The organism is Clostridium sardiniense, from assembly GCF_016907995.1.
Classification (GTDB): domain Bacteria; phylum Bacillota; class Clostridia; order Clostridiales; family Clostridiaceae; genus Clostridium; species Clostridium sardiniense.
Map to the genome: position 1 here is coordinate 48,767 of NZ_JAFBDA010000018.1, position 20,380 is coordinate 69,146.

The window sequence follows — 20,380 nt, forward strand, 5'->3', positions numbered from 1 at the left end:
GTCAACTCCTTTCTAATATTTTTTAATATAAAAAATCAACCTTAAACACTAGGTTTAGGTTGTTCATTTCCACCATTTTCTTCAACCGTAATAGTTGAATCGTTATTTGATTGTTCATCCAAACCTGGATTACCATCTTCTCCTGTCATTGTATATGTAGACATAGGAGGTCTAATTTTATCTCTAAGACCCATATTATCAATTTCATATACTGAATTTTCAATATAATCATCAAAATCTTCGCCTAATAACTCAATAAGAGGCTTTAATGAATATCCAAGCATATGTAATTCTTTAAACATTTTAGCTTTTTCAGAAGTAGATAAAGGATAACCCTTTTCATATTCTAAATAATAATCTTGTCCAATAGTATTAGGTAAAATTATTTTAAATAGCTTATTATATACTTCTGTTTCTACTGTTTCTAATAATTCGGAGATTCTATTGTATATTATTTCAAGATTTAAATTAGCACTAGCATAATTACCACCTTGTCCATTAGTTAAAGTTCTTGCTATTCCAATATCATTTCCAATATCAGAATTAATAGATTCAAACTTATCTGGATTCAATACATTAGTTTGAGGTGCTTTTTGCTCTAAATCACAAAATTCAGGTAATACAACAGCACTCATGTCTCCCTCTTTATTGTTATTTAACCCCTGTTGTACTCCATCAGCTATATTTTTTCTAGCAGTTTTACCTATAGCTTTCCAACCATATTCACTAGGGTTTTTATCATTCCCAATAGTTAATACAGTTACAGCGTTCATGACTTTATTAGCTGCTACTTTTTCAAGATTTTTTAACTTCTCTTGGTGCTTAATATCCTTTATAGCGGGAGTATTCCAAGGTATCCCAAATCTTTGATTTCTTCTTAAAACATGAGTCCTAATACAAATACTTCTCTCTATAGGGAATTCAACATATCTATGTTCTGGATCTTTATTGTATTCATTTAATAATTCTTCCGTTATATATGGATTTAATTCTTCTAGTAAACCCTGTTTATATGAGTTAAAATCTATATCCTTAAAATATTCTAAATCACACCATATAGTCCATTTCCCTCTTTTTCTTCTTGCTGGGAAGAAATATTCTAAATCATTAAATAATATTGGATATGGATATTCTTTATCAAATTTTTTAGGTTTCCCTATCCATACACCGCATAATGTTCCAGCAGATATAGTTTGAGATAATATATCTCTGGTAAGCTCTTTATGATTTACTTCTTTCATTACCCTTCTACAACTTAATGTATAAACATCATTCTTATTATTTAATTTTAAAGTTTTAATGCTATAGTTAAGTTTAGGTAATATCCTCATTAAATCAAATAATTGAAATATATCTCCATTACTTATATATTGGTATATAGCATATTTTTCTAATTCTTTTTTATATTTTTGAGGACTAGCTAACCATTGTTTTATAGTGTCCATACTAACTTCATTAGTAACCCCTTCGGCAAATATATTAGAAGTAAATGTTAATGGTACTCCTTCATTTATATAATCACATCCTAATCCTGGATTGCCTTCTTTTGTTATGGTCATATAATCACCTCCATTCTATATCCACATTACATAATCATCATCATCTTCAAAATCTATTTCTTCTTTTCTTAAATTATTTTCTAATTGTTTTGTAACATATACCCCGTAACCTAAAGAACTATATCTATCTTTTCTTTTTGTTGATGGTTCTTTAAGTTTAATTAGCATATTACCAGTATCAACTCTTTCAAGGTTAACCATCTCTTGTATTAATAAGCTTGTTTGTAGATATGGTGATACCATTTTGGTTTGATCTTCTACTGGTAATGCTTCATAATTTTTATATTTCATTAAAATATCTTTACATTCATTTTCATTTATAAGGAAATTTAATTTTCCTTGTTTTAAGCTATCTCTAACAAACATATGCATATCACTATTTAAATTTGGAGTAGCTTTTATACTCCATATAACTTTTGGAGCATCTTGAGCGAAGCATCTTTTAGCCATAGTTTCATCATTAATACAACTTAAAGCTGGATAAGGTTTATTTAATTCTTTATCATATAAATCAGTAACTAAGTTATCATATACGCCTAATCCAAACGATTGTGTATCTATTACTATATAATCACAATCAAATTCTTCATATAATCTTCTTATTTCTATTGCTTGTGTTAATGAGTGTCCACCTTCCGAGCTTTCTATATATGCAACATACATATTATAGCTTTTCTTATTCTTGGAAGGTATTAATCTAATTATTGTATAAACAGAAGCATCATTGTTGTTTTTTTCCGAACTCATACCTGATATGTCGCAAGTTACTAATCTTATTTCTTCCTTATCTTTTGCTTCATATTTAAAATTTTTATCCTTTAATAAATTATAAAAAGATTTAGGATATAATGCATTTGGTAAAGCTCTATTTTTATCCAAGTCAGCAAATTTAAAAAATGCTTTTTCAGATTCACCAAAGAATTTAGCTTCCATTTCCATTAGCCAAGATATTTCAGAGAAATCTGCTTCTGACATTTCATCTTCAACCTGTTCTCTCATTAATAATCCTTCTTTTATAGGTAATTGATAAGGTAAACTGCATAAAAAATAAGACTTCCCATCTAACATTGATTTAAAAAAAGCATTGACTTTTTCCCAAGACCAGTGATGTTTAAACCATGCAGAAGAAAGATATAATTCTTTGTTTCTTTCTTGCATATGTTTGTATTCAGGTTTACTTAAGTATCCAGGTTGTCTAGGTGCTGTCATAAACTTTCTTAAAACAGAATCAATAATATCTTTTGGTATCATACGAAACTCATCACATACAATTACGTTAGCCCTTTTAGACCTTGATCCTTGATTAGAAGCAACCGCTCTAATCCAACTACCATTTTTAAATATTACTCTTGCATCATTTGAACCAACTCTCAAGTCATCAATTTCTCTAGCTAAATTTGGCGAATTATTTCTTAGCTCAGATATTTTTTCTATTATTTCAATACTTTGAGATTTAGTACCAGCTGCTAATATTATCTTAGATTCTGGAAACAATATAGCCCTAGTACAACAGAATATTGCCGTCAAGAAGGATTTACCTTGCCCTCTTGAAGCTATATACATAAAATAATTAAAATGCATCATAAAATATATCAATATTTGTTGAAACACCTTTAATTCTACACCAAGAAAATCTTTAACAAATATATGTGGAAACAACCTATAAAAGCTAGTCCATAGCCCTACCCCATTCATCAATCTTTCGGATTTTGTCATGTTCTCAGTATCTTTATTTAATACCCTTCTTTGTTTGAATAAATCATGTTTTTTTTGTTGTTTATTTTTTGAATAATTATTATGTGAAGTCATTATTCCCCTTCACCTTCTTCATCCTCCCCAGGACGTTTCACTGTATATTTAGCAACTTCCTCGTCATATTCGTCTTTAAATGGATTATGCTTCCCCATCATTTCGCATAAATTACCGAAGAACCATACACATACATATTTTTTAATCCAATTTGCAGCCATCCATTCTGGTAAAGGAGGAGGTACTGGCTTTTCATTTTCAAATTTTTTAATTAAAGTACCAAACGTAACTTGCTCCGAAGCCATACTAGCATTTTCTTGGGCTGGTTTAATATTTGCAGATCCTAGTAAATCCTGTAGTGTTTTAAGTTCTTTATCTACACTTTTTCCAAGTTGCCTTTTCTTTCTTATATCCAATCTTTGAAAAGCTATATCTTGGAACAGCATTTCTTGTGAGTATGAATCACATTCAAACCTTGTTGTTAAATTCTCGTATTCCTTCATTAAAAATCTATATTCATCTTCTGAATAGCCTTCACCCCAAAAATCAATTAAATCAACTTCACTAACTTCTTCATCCTCTAAATTTCCGTTATAAGTAATTTCTAATTCATAGGGTTCACTATCAATAAACGTTTTTTCTTTGTATTGATGCAATGAATTTACCTTTTGAAGATATGTTGCAAATATATTATTTACCCTACTTCTATTATTTTCTTCATTAAGTTGGTTGTATAAAGTTTTAGAATAATAAATATCAACTAATCTACATATTTCATATAGTGCTTTATTTTCACTATTGTGAGTATTTTTGAGTTTATCTGCATACTCTAATAGGCATTTCTTACAAATACACATTCTATTTTCATGATTTCCTTTAAATAAAGGACTAAATGACTTATAAAAATTTGCCGAAGTGGATTTTTTCTCTTCCCCACACATAGTACATTTTTGTAAAGGTGATGCCATAACCACTCCCCCCTTTCTTAAATTTTCAAATAATCTCAATAAAAGACACCTAAATTAGGTATCTTATCTTTAAGCTATTTATTATTTATTTTATTAAAATTTTCTCTAATATTTTTATATTTCATATTACAATAATTTTCTAAGAATTGTTTTCTAATTTCAAATTCCATATTATTAGCTAAAAGCATACTATTATTATTCTGTAAATCTGATAACGCTTTATTAACTTCAATATCAAGATTGTCCCTAGTTTGGTTGTCTATAATACCTTTAATAAATCTAAGATCTATTGCTCTTTGACCTGTTAGTACAACATTTAACATATTTCCTTCTCTACTATAAAATGTTTCATTCAAGCAATCATAACCTTTTCTAATGCACCACTCATATATTGCTTGCTTCATTTCTTTATATCCAGCCCTTTCAGGATTTCTCTCTTTAATCCAATCTTCATACTCTTTAAGTATCTTTTCTATTAATATAAAGTAATCTCTAACTAATCTACCTTTATTTCTGACTTCTTCACTTGAATTTTTAGTAGTACCTATACTTAATGCTAATGCTTTTGCAGTTTCTAATGTTAATATGTAATTTTCTTCTGGTCTACCACCTTTAGAGTTTTTCTCAAGTTTGCGAATAACCTCAAAATCCTTATTTTCTCTATAAATTCCTACTATTTTTCTCTTAACCCAATCTGCAAATTTCCCCTGGGGTTCTCCTAGTTCACTCCATAATATTCTAGCATCAATAATAAATCCTTCTACATCTTGTAGTAGTAATTGTGGAAATGTATTTTGGTATTGGTCTATTAAATTCCATTCCTTTTCTGAACGGTTAAATTTATTAATTATGTCTAACCTTTCAAACTTCTCTCCTTTGTATTTTTCTCCATTAATTGTCTTTTGAAATTTCTTCATAAATCTCATCCCTTCTTTGTTTTAATTTCTTATTTTGAAGTATCTCTATACACTCCAATCGTATTTTAACTTTCTTATTTCAACGACAAATAGAGTGAGTAGCTACTCCCACTCATTTCATCATTTACACTTCAAAATAAGAAAGGTGTTAAGGATAAAACACCATTGCAATATATAAGAAGTCTAGATTTATTGCTAGACTCCTTTTTTATTTATTTTATTAAGGCTGCTATTTTAATATAACCAAATTAAATCTTTATCTACTAAAAATCTATCTTCTTGCACTTTTGACATAGCATCTTGTAACACTTCATCATCTATCCATAACATTTCTGTATCGTGCCAAATATAATCTTCATTTTCATCTTTTATTTTCTCAACATTAATGCAATCACCTAGTCTAGTTAAGCATAAGAATTCATCAGTAAATTCAACATTTGTTGAAACTATAAATTCTCTCTCATTGCATACATCAAAAAATAATTGTTTGATAAACGGTTCGTTTCCAATTACACTTATATCTTCATTTTCTAGTATCTCATTTTTTAAATCTATATTCATATTCTATCTCTCCTAAAATTCAATATCTTTTATATATTCTCTTTGTCCATTTGAGTAAATATATAATCTTTGTCCAGGTGTAGAAGTTTTTCTAATGTCTTTTGAATAAGTATCTGTTCCTGCAAAGGATCTTGACATAAATACTTCACAACAATGGAACTCCTCCATTTTATTATGATGATAATGTGCTGTATGTATTTCATCAGACCTACCAAACATCATACCTAAATCACTAGCCATTTTATTAAATTTATCTAAATGTCCATGAGTCTCATAAATCTTAACACCTTCTATTTCTTTCATTATTACGCCATTGTCTAATAAATTCTTTTCAAAAAATACATTGCTGTATTCAGATCTATCTTTGAACATCCATCCTAAACCTAATGAAACAAATCTTTCAAAATTTTCTTTCTCTGTAGATGCATCTTTATTTTTATATACTCTTCCATGATTCCCCACTAAATCTGAATAGATTACTTTATCAAATACTTGAGAAAATTCAATAAGCATTTTACCTATAATTTCAACTGCTACTGCAACTTGGTCATCAATAAGTATTTCACTTTCTTTGATTATCGAGTCATGTATAATACCAGATATAATATCCCCTAAGTTTGAGACATGTATTTCTGTGATACCTAATTCGGCAGCAGTTTCGATAACTTCTTTAGTTAATTCTTCTGCTCTACTATATGCTTCTGCAACATCATATGTATTAAAATAGTTATCACATTTAATTCCTATATGTAAATCAGCCAAATCTAATAAGGCAACCCTTTTATTTTTATAAGGTTTAATTTCTATATTATAATTGCTAGGGTAAATTTCAATTTTATTAATTTTCTCCATTGCTTTGTTGTATAGATAATCTTTATCTCTATATATATTTAATTCTTTCTTCATTTCAGAAATTTCTTTCTCTTGAAGTTTGATGAAATATTCATTTTTCTTTTGTTCTAAAGTTTTATTTACTAAATTATCGATATTTCCTTCTTCTAATTCTGAATCAAGAAAAGGCACATCATCATGAACTATATTAAAAGCATATTTGATTAGCATAAAATCTCTTCTAGGAATATTTAAAGTCCTACAAACCTGAGATACCCCTATTCCTTGACCACAATAAATTTCTTTTATTCTTTTAACAGTATCTTTTTTAACCTTTAATTGTCTATCAGAAGAATAAATGGTATAGTATTCACCAGTTTCAACTACTTTCATAGTCTTTTCTTCTTTAGCTTCTAATTTTTGAAGTTCTTTTTCATATTTCTCTTTTTCTTTTATAATGTTTTCTAGTTCTTTTTTCTCATCTCTAATTAATTTTTCACTATTTTTAACTTCATTTACTATTTCATCTTTGGCAAACCTTACATTCTTGCCTACATGATTTGAAAACTCTTTATAAGCATAACTAAGTTTTCTTAAATGATCTGGTGAACAATTAACACCCAATATATTAACAAGTTCCTCCCATGAAACTCTAATTTCTTTATCTAATTTTAAAGTACATAATCTTACTTTATATTCAAAATCTGATTCATTAACTCTCCTTTTTAATAAATCTTCCAATTTAATTACTCTCCCTTTTTATTCTTTATTTATTTTTATACTAATTATTTTCATGACTAAATATAAAACCTTTATAACTCTTCAGCCTACCTGTACAAACTCCAGATATGCCTGCTGTATCAAACTTTTCTCCAAAAATCTCCTCACTTTTGTTTGCTAATTCTTTATTAGATTTAAAACATCCTAATAAATCATCATCCTTAAAAACATAAACTTTCTTTTCATGCTTTTTATGATTTTTTACTATTGTCTTTCTACTTTCAAGTGCTGGATCATATATGCATAACCCCATACTTGCTCCAATTTTTAAATGTCTAACTATTGTACTCCTTGCTATCATAGTTTTATTACTGATATTCTCTACGGTCTCATTTTCTTTTTTGCTATTCCAATAGTCACATATTTGTTTTGTTGTATTCTCAATAGCAAACTCTGCACATTTGAGCCAGTCCACTTTTAATAAATCGAATAACTTAGACAGTTTTAATTTTAAAATACTATTTTTTATATATTCTAAGTTACTTTCTCTACAATCTAATTCTATATAGTGTTTAATCCCATTTTTTAATGCACTTTCTCTTTTATATTTATCATTTTGCTGTTCTTGTTTTAAAGTTCTACCTCCAAGATGTTCAAAAGTATGATCTTCATAATGCTGTCTACCATGAGTTTCTATGATACAATTTAAATCTTTAATATAGAAATCATACCTCTTATTTTCTGCCCATTTAGGTGAATATTCTGTTTTGAAACTTATATTTAATTGTCTTAACATATTAAATATAAATTTTTCTGGATAACTCTTACTATTCCTACAACTACACCCTATTGATTTTCTTTCATAAATCTTCTTTATAACAACTTTTCTTTTGTTATTACAAATAGGACAGATAACAGTTGTTTTTTGTCCACTTCTACTACTATATTTCTTAGCATCCTCTTCACTAATTCCTAAATCGCACATCCATCTATCAGTATCCCATATGGTATTAATACCTAACTTAATCTTCTTTTTAAAACTATTACAAACATTGCATCCATGCTTTTTTAATAAGCCATCTTCTATTATCCAATCTTCATTTCCACATTTATTACAATGATATTTATAATACCTTCTTTTTATATTTTGATTATCTTTTCTTCTTGATCTATCTATAATTAAAAAATCTTGTTTTTCATTTTTTAAAAGAGTATCTATTTCAATTCTATATTCGCCATTAATTTTCCCTACAATTTTTCCAAATTCACATTTTTTAAATCCATCTGTAGATATTTCATATTGTTTGCCGTTATATTTAATTGTTAAATAATTATTTTCTTTAGACGCTATATAAGCTTCCCCCTCTATATCATCATATATAAAAGGCACGTTACATCCTACTGATTTCTTCCAATCAATACGATTCCCTCTTTTAGGCAAATCTTCTAAAAATACTTTTCTCATTTTATTTCATCAATCCTTTCATCACATTTATAATTTATTTATTTTGTTATTTCTTTTAAATCTTCCATCAATCCATTCGTTCTTTTAAAAAGAAATATTAAATATTTTCTATTATTTTTATCTCTATCTATTTTTAATAACTTGTGTCCTCTACTTAAAAGTATGTTTGCATCATTATAATTTCTTACTACTTGCATAATATACACTCCAATATTTTTATTTTGATTCGTAATGTGAATATTCACAATTAGGACAATTATAAACCACACCTAACTTAATATGGTCTATATAACCCATATCTTCTAATTCGCTTGTCAAAAATTTCTTCCCACAACTTGGACACATATAGTCCCAAAATTTATGTTTTTCATTTCTTTTTTCTCCCACTTTTATCTTCCTCTCTTGTCTTTTTTATGTTATAATGTTATTTGTGAAAATAGACGAATACGAAAAGGTCGCTATATAGTTTATATAAATAAAAAGCACTCACTTAATTATGAGTGCTTTATAATTCATATATTTGTTTTATTTTTTTTAATTTAATGTTCTATTTCTTTTTTTTACTTTTCGTTTTGGTTTTTGTTTTTGTTTTGGTTTTTTCTTCTTTAGCTTCTTTAGCTTCTTTTTGTTTTAATACTTCTAATCTTAATTTTATAATTTCTATTTTTGCCTTATATACTCTATTTCTTATACTTTTATAAAAATTATAAGAAAGTGAAATAATTATTAAACCTATTAAAATTTTTACACCATTTACAAGTGTATAATCTCCATTAGATAGTAAATTAAACATAGTATTTATAACTGTACTATTAAATAAAAATGAAGCAAATGCTAAAGAAAGAGAAATATATACCATAGTGCTATCTACAGGGTAGATCTTTGATTGTAGCTCAATTCTCATAAAATTTAAATTATCGATATCATAATCTTCAATTTCTTCTTTATAGTCCTCATAATTTTTTTTAGTAATTCTATAAAATTTTTTCTTCTTGATTTTTTCTAATTTCTCCAAAGTTTTCTTCTTGATTTTTTCTAATTTTTCCAAATTTTTCCCTCCCGTCTTATGTATATTAACATAATCTTTGGAAAAGGTCATCAAAAACTCCTTGTTATATAATTTTATATTAAAATTTGGCAAAAATGCAGAGAATTGAACTCTGATTAAATGGTTAACAGCCATCCGTTCTACCATTGAACTACATTTCCATATTAAAAGGATACAAGACTCATCTCATACCCCTAATAACCCTACCATCCTTGTGAATATCATCTCCGTATTGAATTAACCTCCATTTTTAAAAGGTTGGATATAACCTTGAATCATTATGCTAATGGTTGTTCAATCTTTTTCTTTAATGTAAACTCAACTTCTGTTCCATCAAAATTCTTAATTATATCAGTTAAAGAAACTTCTCCTTCTTCTGATTCAACTACCATATTTTCTAAATCTTCTACATTAAGAGTACCTACTAATTTATACTCATCAGAAGTTGTTCTAATATTTTTTGCTTTTGCCATTAATTCCACCTACTCTTCATTTATTTTGATTAAAAGTCTTATTTTAATAGGAAAGTCCGAAGACAATCCTATTATTTATATATTCTACTTATTCACTTTTTCTTTTAATGTTTTACTAGCCTTAAATGCTGGAGCTTTTTTAGCTTCTATGTGCATCTTTTCTCCTGTTAATGGATTGTGACCTTCTCTAGCTGCTCTTTCTCTAGTCTCGAAAGTTCCAAATCCAACTAATTGAACTCTTTCACCATTTTCTAAAGCTTCTTCAACACTTTCTACAAATGCTTTTAAAGCTACTTCTGTTTCCTTCTTTGTTGATCCTGATTTTTCTGCCATTCTTCCTATTAATTCTTTCTTATTCATAATTATCTACTCCTTTTTCTCTCTTTTTTTATTTATTTTATTAAGCCATAAGGCTTTTGGTTTACTTGTTTAACTTTATACCTTTAAAAAATAACTTTCTCTTTTGTGATAGGATAGTCCTTACGCTCTGACTATCCCACACAAAGAGAGAAATAAAATTTGAGAGGTATAAAAATGAAATGATAGAGTAATTGTTTATTTATTTTATAAAATATTGCTTTTATTTACTCTACCATAAGGTATCGTTTAGAGGGTTCTTATATAAAACGCTACAAGCGTTGATATAACTAGCTTTAAGAGGTATTACTTAAATTTATTTTTTAAAAACGTAAACGAAATTACTAGATTTTCTCTGATTTTTTTATTATTTTATAAGCATCACACCATATAATCTCAGATCCATCTGTGTCTAATACGAGTGTTTTATCATTTAAAATATTATTACTTTTGAAACAATTTAATACATATTCAGAATTAACATTATACAACAATGTTAATGTTAATGAAGTCATATCTGAGAATTTTTTTTCTGTATCTTCCTTAACTACCCCAAAAGCCTTCCTTAATATCATCATTATAGTCTTATTTGTCAACTTTAACTTTTTAATATTTTCTATAGCTTTCTTTTTTGCATTCTTACTTATAGTATGTCTTGCTTTATCTCCATACCTTTCTTTGCAATTAATTGTTTTACACCAATTTACAGTCCTATTACATTTAATTATAATCTGTAATACTTCTTCTATATGTCTTGTGTTTTTTATTCCATTTAGTGATGAATATGGTTCTAATAAAGATTTCATTTCAATTAATTTTGTTGGTAGCGTTTTCCCTAACTCATTATCCATTACATCTTGTAAATAATCCATTCCGCAATCTAAATGTTTTAATATCCTAAATTGATTATTAGCTATTTCTCCAAAAAATTTAGGAACTATCATTTTTTTAATAGAAGTTTTCTTACCATTTTCATCTTTTAAAATCTCTTCATTAAAATATAATATATTGTTACCTTTAACTTCCCATTTATTTATTTTCTGCATTTCCATTAATAAAGACATTCTTTTTCCATTGTTATCCATGAAGGATTTTTTAGCCATATCTATTGCTATTTGAGAAAATGAAGATAACATTGAACTAGCATCATATAATTTTTGAATTAATTCTTTGTCCCCACTATTGGCAATGTAATGCCACATATAAGCATTACATATAGCGCTTTTATTAACTATTTGTCCTATTGTTCTAGTAGATTGTCCTAAATAATTATCTAATTCAGCTAACTCTTCTAACGTATCTCTTTTGAGATCTATTTTACCTTTGATAGCATTAATGGGTGTGTGATACTTGTCCATACATTCCTTAGCTTTAGCTACTATTATAGGTTGTTCTGATAGTAAAGCAGAATCTATATCGAAATCACAACCTTGTAATCTATTCATTACATCTACATCATATGTATTAAGCACAACTACAAAATCCGAAAGATTAAACCATTTATATTCATTGTGATATATGTTGGTTACATGTGCTATATTTCCACTATTAATTTGTGGATTTCTAATCATGCATAGCTCCTTATTATTATCGAATCTAGGACAATAAACTTCCCAACCATGACTTATACTATCTGTCATCATTTCTTTCTGTGTAGTTTGCTTTAACATTGTATAAGGGCAAGAGAATAAGATTGAATATAATGAATTACTTATTCTTACCTTTCCAGTCCTAACATCTCTTATATAATTATCTATTTGATTCTTTTTATATTCTTTAAAAGCTTTAGTAAATCTATAGTCACTATTAACAGATATTAAATCACTTATTATTTCTCCAGATGATAATTCAGAACCATTATTCCCTATATAGTGCATGAAATAGGTCATATCGTTTTTTAACTTAGTTGCTTCCTCTCTTTGTTTTTTACTTAATTTTTGTCCTATTGTTTTATTATCTATTAGACAATTATTTTTTAACATTTTTATGTAATTTATTTCTTCTTGTGCTATTTGTTTAACTTCATCGTAATTTAATTCTAATGAATTAATCATTTGATAAGATAACCTATTGGCATATCCATAGTTACCAATGTGATCCGTTTTAACTACTCCAAACATTAAATCAATATGTGACCACCAATGTAAGTAACATTCTTTTTTAGATTCAAACTTATTAGTAAATTTTAAGAATTTACAACTTGAAGGTGTGATAACCAATTTAATATCTTTACTATCAACCCATCCTCTATATATATCATAAACCTGCGTTATGTTATTCTCTTTATAATATTCTTGTAATTTTGTATTGAAAGCTGCACACTTTGTGAAATCATTTCTAAGTAAAGCTACTGAATGTCCTTTAATTATTTTATTATTCTCAAAAACTGATTCGTCCAATAACCCTTGTCCATCTGTCATATTGTTTTGTACTGGATAATCTTCGTATTCATTAACCACAATCTCATTATCTTCATTTCTTTCCGTAACGGATGCTTTAACTTTCATTTTTTTTCCCATTACATCATCAATGATAAGTATTTCTTCTCTTTTTATATCAATAGTTCCTATAATTCCAGACATTATTAATGATATATAAGCATTCTTTGAAGTTAAATCACAGTAATCATCCACTGGAAATTCTAACCCTAATAAACATTTATTATATAATGTTTTAAACATTTCTTCTTTTACAAAGATAGCACTAGCTGTTCTCGCCTTACTGCCCCCTCTTTTAAACATACAATATTTTATACCATTTATTTTAAATCCCTCTGTATATAATCTATGTCTAATTTTCTTCACATCTAATACTTTTATGTATTTATGTTTTTCTTCTGGTATATCTGATTCCTCTTTATATTTTTCATTCTTTATTTTATAGTGTTTGGTAAAATTAACATTTACAAATAAATCGGTATAATATTTCTCATCTTCTCTTCTCCATTCATCAGGATATTTTTCATAAGCTCTTATAGTTTCTAAACTGTATGGTATTGTTGCTGAATATAAAATATCTTTTGTAAATAAAGGTTCTTTTGTTTCCTTACCATCCTTATCTATTTTTTTCTGATTCGTATTATATCCAATTACTTCATTTTCTAATTGTGCTTTATATATGTATGCTGCTTCTAAATTTAATATATATGTATTTTCTGCTTTCATTTCTTACCTCTCTTATGCTACATTATTTTCAGTTTTAACATTTTTATCATATGTTGGATTTTGCTTATTAAAAAAATCTTTAGCATAGATAAAAATTAATTGTTTATTGTTATGTATTAATCTTTTCTTTAAATTGCCTTGTAATTGTCTAGTTATCGTACTTTTATGTAATCCATAATAAAGAGTTGCTTCTTTTAGACTATAAAAAATTTTCATACTGTTTATTTCTATAATCGGTTTTCTACTCTTACATTCTGTCTGTCCAAATAAATATCTAAAACAAAGTACGCTACCTTGTTTTGTTTCTATACTATATTTCTTATATCTCTTCATACCTCCTTGGAGCTTTTTATTATCTAAATTATATCTTTCAGAAGCTTCTACGCTAGAATAAAAACATTCTTTTGTAGTTATACAATAAATAGGATGAGCCACCTTCTTGTAAAACCTTATTTTACTTTCCTTGTTTCTTTCTTTATTGCATCCACCTTGTGCATTATTATATCCATATGAAGGATCTACACTGTTATAGAAATTTATATATTTTTCTTCTTTTTCATTTAATTCTGACATACTGTTCGCTGTATCTAATTCTTCTATTACTTCAAAATTATTCATTCCATATTTATTAAATGAATTACATAAATGCTTATTTTTCCATTGATGAGTTTCATAATATTCTTTAACTCTTTCTATTCCTTCACCTCTACAACAATATCTATCTTTAAAACCTCTTGCCTGAGTAGTTTGTCCTATGTATACTTTATTATTTATTTTATTTTTTATTCTATAAATGATTCCAAATACTTCTCTACCATCATGTAATTTAACCATTTGTATTTTGATTCACCTCTCTCATTTTTAGTTTTTATAATTTTTGAATATCCTCCGAGGTCGCATTCCTTGGTTAATATTTTTAAAATACTTGTTTGTAATAACCTCGGAGGTATAATTTATCATATGACCTAAAATAAAGTCAGTATTCTAATTTATATATCTTTTTTTACGTAAATATATTTATTTAAAATTACTATTTTATTTATATTTTTTATTTATTTTATTATTTTATGCTATCTTCTTTCCTATTTGTATTTCTGTGTAAGACTTGATCGAATCTAAATAATTATCTATTAATTCTTTAACTAGCCCAACAGTATATACAACTTTGATTTTATCTCCCTTTTGAGTTTTACCAGTCATAGAATAACCTTCTTTTGCTATAAGTTGAAGAAATTTTTCTGATGGTTGGAAACATCTTTTTTTTTCACCTTGTTTCTTCATCATTGTTCCAAAACCATTCAAACAAAACCATTCATTAAGTATAGTGGTTGTAAGTTCTGAAATTTCTAACTGATTTACAACCTGTCCACAAGTTAAGACTTTATCATTCCCATCTTTTATTTCTTTAGTTTTTTCTTCTATTTCTATTTTTGCTATCCTTTTTGCACTTTCTATAGCCTTCGTTCCTCCACCATAGACATCTAATAATAGATTTTTCTTCAAGTCCTCATTATCCTTAATAACCTTCCTCATGGAAAAGTACTCTCTTCTTAATTTCTTACGTATTTCTTTGGCTTCTTTAGTTTTCATAAAACCAACTAACAACATATAGCCTTGCTCGGATAATAAATAAATATTTTTACTATTAGATATTTTTTGTTTTGTATACCCTAAATTTTCTAAAAGCGAATCGCAATTTGCGATTGAGTTTTTTAAATCAATTATATCAATTCCATCTTCAAATTCATCTCTATTTCTATTAATAATTTCATTAACTCTTCTTAATTCTTCATTATGGACTTCTGCTACTGTCTTAGCTAATATGACTTTCTGATTTTCTCCAAAACCGCCTTCAAGATTTGGGACTTCTATCCCCATAAAATTTGTATTTCCTTTAATTTGTATTTCATTATTCATATGTATACCTCTTTCTTCTTTATTTATTTTACTGTACCTTTATAAGCTATCAAATCCAATTCTAAGACATTCCATTATCAAGTAATAGAATTTGTCTAGTCAAATATTAAAGCCTCTTAGAATTAGCCTTAGTCACTTTATATTTGATTTTAAATCCCCTTGACAATATCTAGTATATTACTTCTAAATTATAATGTCAATATTATTCTTTATTTATTTTATAATTGTTTTAAAAAACCATCTAAAATAAAACAGGTATATACAGCTTAACCCTGTTTTCTTGAAATTTTAAAAAACAGGTATACGTAGCTTAACCCTGTTTGGGGTATAATAATAATAAAATATATTAATAAAAATAAAATAAAGTTCTTACTCGCACGAATGGACACTACGTTATTCGTTTGAGTAGTTTTTGTTCTCTTGTTATTATATTTTATTATTTATTCTTTTTTCCCAATACCTATATTGTTTTAATCCCTCTTTAAGTTCACCTTTTACATCTTTACTTATTTTTGTTAAAGCATAAATGTTATTATGTTTAATTTTATTATTTTTGTTTCCAGCATTAATATAATCAATTAATCCTATCTCTTTTAAATTGGTTATTGCTTTTTCTACCGCACTTACTCCAGTATATTTAGTTATATTATCATAACTTTTCCATGTTACCTCTGCTTCTCCCATACATCGTTCATATATATTCCTACTACCATCTATCTTTTTCACTCTTGCTTTAAGATAGCAATATACTTTCAGTTGAGTCATAAAATTTTGATTGTTAGTTGTATTGGATCTTATTAATTCTATTTCTTCTTGTTCAAGTTTGAAGAAATTAAAATATCCATCATCTTTATCAATTAAATTGCTGCAGTTTATTTCTAAAAAAGTATTTTTATCTTTTATCTCCTGTTGAAAATCAATTATATGTATTTCTTTTAATTTATATAGTATATCTTTAAAAGAATTTATATTTTTGGGCACATCACTATATTTACAACTTTCTATCAGCTTTTTTAGAGTAGTATTTGCAACATCAAGTCTATTAGTTAAATAATATAAACTGTTTAAAATTAATATCACTTTCCCATCCTTTTTATTTATGTTGTTTAGTATACTCTCATCTTCCTTATCATATAATTTATAAAAAATCCTATTTGTAATGATACTATTTGACATAATTATCTCCTTCCAAATTATTAACACGCTATTGTAAAGCTCTACAATCAATTCTAAGCAACTATTACTTGTTTAGTAGTGTAAATTTATTTCTAAGATTTATAGTCTCTTAGAATAGGTTTTAAAGCTTTCTATACATATATGGCTATAAGTAAATTTTAAAACTATATCCCTCTTTTGTCAAATAAGTTTTTTATTTATTTTTATATTATTGTTTAAAATATACTATGCCTTTAAATCTCATCAAAATCCATTTTAAGACATTTTATCCCTCTAATGTCTATTTACTATCATAATTGATTAAAAACGCTTACAGAGGACATGAGGTATCTTAGAATTGATTTCATTATTATATATTATTTTCCAGTTTAGAAGCCATATACATTATTAATATCTAATTATCATTAAAATACATTATGTTTTTATAAAATAAGCAGTCTATACCCTATTTAGTATATTAAAAATACATTATTTGTTATTTTAGAATTTAAATACATTAACTTTGATATATTTTCTTACTATTTAACTAATAAGAGTTTATGTTTATGTATTTAAATGATATTTTTATAGATTATTATCTTTCAAATACATGATCTTTATGAAAAAACATATTAAATATACACACTTTTAATTATGATTATGTATTTGAACTCTAAAAAGATGTGATATTTTAAATATTATCACTTAAATACATGATCTTTTTTATAATTTTATTTAGTTTGTGTATTTGAATGATAATATATACAAAAAAGTGATTCATATAATTATGAACCACTTTAGTTATTTCAAAGTATTTAGCTATAAAATTTATATTTATCATTTAAATACATGATCTTTAATCCATGAATTGCCCAACATCCCACTTTGATCTTCCGAAAGCTGATAGTAGATATTCTTTAGGATTTGTTTTATTCTCGCCTTTCACTTCTTTTCTATATCTTAAACTTCTAAGCACAGCTATTACATAGTCCGTTGATTCTTTCTCCATTAACTTCCCTATTTCTTCGTATTCCAATCCATAAGATCTAAGCTCAGGTATAATATCATTCGTATTTTTAAATAAATGCTTATAATTAGCCTCATCTAGTTTAAATTGGTTGAATATTATATTTATCCCTTGATTACGTAATATATCAAAGCTATCTATATATCCTACGTCAACTAACTCCTGAAATGCTTTATTAATCTGTTTAATTGCATAATATTGCTCTTTCTTTTCTTTAAAATCTAATCCGATGTAATCAGCTAGTACCTGATATGTTATAAATTTAGAATTCCCTTTAGACCATGTATTAAGAATTAAAAATATCTTTTTTGCAATAGCCATATTTAACCCTTTATATTTTTCGTAATCATATATCTTATAGTAATTATTACACATATTGCTTAAAAAGAAATCGTCAATTTCAACACACTGAAAGTCTTTTACTTCATAAGGATTCATCAATTTTCCGTTTTCTCTTTTATAATCTTCTTTAGAATAGCTCTTATACCTTTTTAAAATTCTACAACTTTCTTCTCCTTTGAACTTAGATACAAATTCACCCTTTTCTGCATCCAATATAGCAAATTTATTATAAATTGTAGTTTCATTTAATTTTTTTACACTTTTCTCAAGTTTCTTTTTTAAAAATCCACTTTTTGTTTTATATCCTAGCTCATCAGCTAACATTGAATATGTAAAATGAATTTTTTGGGGTATTTTTAATTGATTAGTATCTTTATTTTTGAAAAATCCATTTTTATTATTCTTTAAATGAATTCTAAATAAGGCTAATAATACATCTAATTCTGCAATTTGAGGTACACCATGCTCCCCTCCAACTACCTTCATAGAAACTACCTCGTCATTAGATTTCTTCCAAACCCTTTCTATGGTAGGTTCAACCTTTCTTTTTAAAGATATAAAAGGCAAAGTCATAAGATTTGTTTCATTTATTCCATGACTTTGCTTTATTTTAAAAAAAGTTAATTGTTCTTGTGAGTTATCCACAACTTCTTCATTGGTATTACTAACTTCTAGCGAGTTATTAACATTTTCCACAGTGTTCTCTCACTCCCTTTTACTTTCTATCCAAAGATAATGTATTTTAATGATAATCTTAATGTATTTCAATGATAATTTCAATCAAAATTTAATGTATATGAATGATAATTTTTCTTAAGATAATGTATTTTAATGATAAACTAATGTATATGAATGATAATTTGTCCTCTGTACCCATTGATATAACTGGTTTTGACAAAAGTAGTATACAGTTTAGTATATATTGTTATATAGTATCATTATATTGTTATTAGAGTCGAGTTATAGTATCTTACGAAAAAAAATGAACACTTTTCCACTCTATTTATTAATATGAAATTTATTAACTAATTATGATAAAGTTACTTAAATATTTTTTTAAACCAAGATTTTTTATTAGTACTTTCTTCTTTACGTTCTTCCATTAATCTTTTTAAATTATCACATAACTCTATTTCACGTTTTGAATCTTCACGCTGTATAGATAAAATCTCATCTAATTTTTGTGATTGTTCTTTTGAAGACTCTTGTATTCTATTTTCTACAGATTGAGATAAATCTTCAAGTTTTCCTTTTATATTATCAGTGAGTGCTTGATCTACAGTTATAGCTATTTCTTGTTTAAGTATTTGATTTACTTCTTTTTGCTGTAAAATTAATTCATTATTCTTTTCTTCCATAGCTAGTAAAACTTTTTCTACTACTCTATTTTCAAAGTTAGCTAATTTATTTTCCATTTCTTGAGTTAAGCCTGATATAAAAGCTTGTAGAGCTAATGGATTATCTGTTTGTAATTCTTTAGTATTAGCATTAAACCCATTGACAGTTGTATAGTCTTTAGCTTGTTGTAATGTCATACCATCTTTTTCAATTAATTTTTTCATATACTTAAGTTTTTCAATGTTATCAGATGTATATGATCTGTTTTTGTTTGTATATTCTACCTTTATCATATCATTACCATTGCTATCTAAAGCAAAGAAATTAGTCCAATATCTAAGCTTAGAATCACTTAAATTAAGCATTTTAGCTACTTGACCAGTTGTATAATATACTTTACTTTTATCAAGTTCATCTGTAATTATCTTTATATTCTCATCTGTATAATCAACGTCTATAAATTTTTCCTTATTATTCAAGTTAAATCACTCCTTCTTTAATGTAAAGCTACATAATGATTTAATATTATTAAAGTTAAAGTATCATATAACTTTAATGTTGTCAAATATTAGGTTAAACATAAACTTAACTTTAAGTATTGTTAGGTTTAATAAAGGTTAGGTTTAGAATATAAAATGTTTAAGTTGAGCTTAAGGTTAAATTACTTAATCTTTAACGTAGCTTTACTTAAATTAATGAATAATATAGTACAATAAGATACAAATTAAGTACAATATAATACCTATATACTACAGTTAAAAATAAAATATGTACAATACAGTACAATAA

The 20,380-nt window shown here is 26.4% G+C and carries 17 protein-coding genes and 1 tRNA gene; all 18 read right to left on the minus strand.

What is annotated here, in order from left to right; translation table 11 throughout:
* Positions 1-41: 41 nt before the first annotated feature.
* The 18 genes from JOC62_RS13725 to JOC62_RS13810 all read right to left on the minus strand — a co-directional run bounded on the left by JOC62_RS13725 (position 42) and on the right by JOC62_RS13810 (position 20,070).
* Complete coding sequence (locus tag JOC62_RS13725) at positions 42-1,559, minus strand: hypothetical protein (protein ID WP_204595849.1); 1,518 nt, start codon at positions 1,557-1,559, stop codon at positions 42-44.
* A 15-nt stretch (positions 1,560-1,574) separates the two neighbouring features.
* On the minus strand, positions 1,575-3,368 hold the full coding sequence (locus JOC62_RS13730; protein WP_204595850.1) for a terminase large subunit domain-containing protein: 1,794 nt from the start codon (positions 3,366-3,368) through the stop codon (positions 1,575-1,577).
* Positions 3,368-4,276 carry a hypothetical protein gene (locus tag JOC62_RS13735; protein ID WP_204595851.1) on the minus strand — a complete coding sequence of 303 codons (909 nt, stop codon included), beginning with the start codon at positions 4,274-4,276 and terminating at the stop codon, positions 3,368-3,370. The genes JOC62_RS13730 and JOC62_RS13735 overlap by 1 nt, the downstream gene beginning before the upstream one ends.
* Before the next feature lie 74 nt (positions 4,277-4,350).
* The gene (locus JOC62_RS13740) at positions 4,351-5,193 is read right to left on the minus strand and encodes an antA/AntB antirepressor family protein (protein ID WP_204595852.1); all 843 of its coding nucleotides are present in this window, start codon (positions 5,191-5,193) and stop codon (positions 4,351-4,353) included.
* A gap of 234 nt (positions 5,194-5,427) precedes the next feature.
* Positions 5,428-5,754 (minus strand): hypothetical protein, encoded by a 327-nt coding sequence (locus JOC62_RS13745; RefSeq protein WP_204595853.1) that lies wholly within the window; start codon positions 5,752-5,754, stop codon positions 5,428-5,430.
* A 12-nt stretch (positions 5,755-5,766) separates the two neighbouring features.
* Positions 5,767-7,326 carry a hypothetical protein gene (locus tag JOC62_RS13750; protein WP_204595854.1) on the minus strand — a complete coding sequence of 520 codons (1,560 nt, stop codon included), beginning with the start codon at positions 7,324-7,326 and terminating at the stop codon, positions 5,767-5,769.
* 40 nt (positions 7,327-7,366) lie between these two features.
* Positions 7,367-8,770 carry a hypothetical protein gene (locus tag JOC62_RS13755; protein WP_204595855.1) on the minus strand — a complete coding sequence of 468 codons (1,404 nt, stop codon included), beginning with the start codon at positions 8,768-8,770 and terminating at the stop codon, positions 7,367-7,369.
* 38 nt (positions 8,771-8,808) lie between these two features.
* Positions 8,809-8,967, minus strand: a complete 159-nt coding sequence (locus JOC62_RS13760; RefSeq protein WP_204595856.1) for a hypothetical protein — start codon at positions 8,965-8,967, stop codon at positions 8,809-8,811.
* Between the two features lie 350 nt (positions 8,968-9,317).
* Positions 9,318-9,818 (minus strand): hypothetical protein, encoded by a 501-nt coding sequence (locus tag JOC62_RS13765; protein ID WP_204595857.1) that lies wholly within the window; start codon positions 9,816-9,818, stop codon positions 9,318-9,320.
* Positions 9,819-9,905: 87 nt separating this feature from the next.
* A tRNA-Asn gene (locus tag JOC62_RS13770) sits at positions 9,906-9,979 on the minus strand.
* Between the two features lie 117 nt (positions 9,980-10,096).
* Positions 10,097-10,291: a hypothetical protein gene (locus JOC62_RS13775; RefSeq protein ID WP_204595858.1), complete on the minus strand. Its 195-nt coding sequence runs from the start codon at positions 10,289-10,291 to the stop codon at positions 10,097-10,099.
* An 84-nt stretch (positions 10,292-10,375) separates the two neighbouring features.
* Complete coding sequence (locus JOC62_RS13780) at positions 10,376-10,651, minus strand: HU family DNA-binding protein (RefSeq protein ID WP_204595859.1); 276 nt, start codon at positions 10,649-10,651, stop codon at positions 10,376-10,378.
* Between the two features lie 341 nt (positions 10,652-10,992).
* On the minus strand, positions 10,993-13,812 hold the full coding sequence (locus JOC62_RS13785) for a hypothetical protein (protein ID WP_204595860.1): 2,820 nt from the start codon (positions 13,810-13,812) through the stop codon (positions 10,993-10,995).
* 12 nt (positions 13,813-13,824) lie between these two features.
* On the minus strand, positions 13,825-14,646 hold the full coding sequence (locus JOC62_RS13790) for a hypothetical protein (RefSeq protein WP_204595861.1): 822 nt from the start codon (positions 14,644-14,646) through the stop codon (positions 13,825-13,827).
* Positions 14,647-14,877: 231 nt separating this feature from the next.
* A complete protein-coding gene (locus tag JOC62_RS13795; protein ID WP_204595862.1) occupies positions 14,878-15,729 on the minus strand; it encodes an ORF6N domain-containing protein in 852 nt (283 codons plus the stop codon).
* 426 nt (positions 15,730-16,155) lie between these two features.
* Complete coding sequence (locus tag JOC62_RS13800) at positions 16,156-16,905, minus strand: hypothetical protein (protein ID WP_204595863.1); 750 nt, start codon at positions 16,903-16,905, stop codon at positions 16,156-16,158.
* Positions 16,906-17,740: 835 nt separating this feature from the next.
* A complete protein-coding gene (locus JOC62_RS13805) occupies positions 17,741-18,949 on the minus strand; it encodes a replication initiator protein A (RefSeq protein ID WP_204595864.1) in 1,209 nt (402 codons plus the stop codon).
* Between the two features lie 344 nt (positions 18,950-19,293).
* Entirely contained in the window at positions 19,294-20,070 is a 777-nt protein-coding gene (locus JOC62_RS13810; protein ID WP_204595865.1) for a helix-turn-helix domain-containing protein, read from the minus strand.
* Positions 20,071-20,380 lie beyond the last annotated feature (310 nt).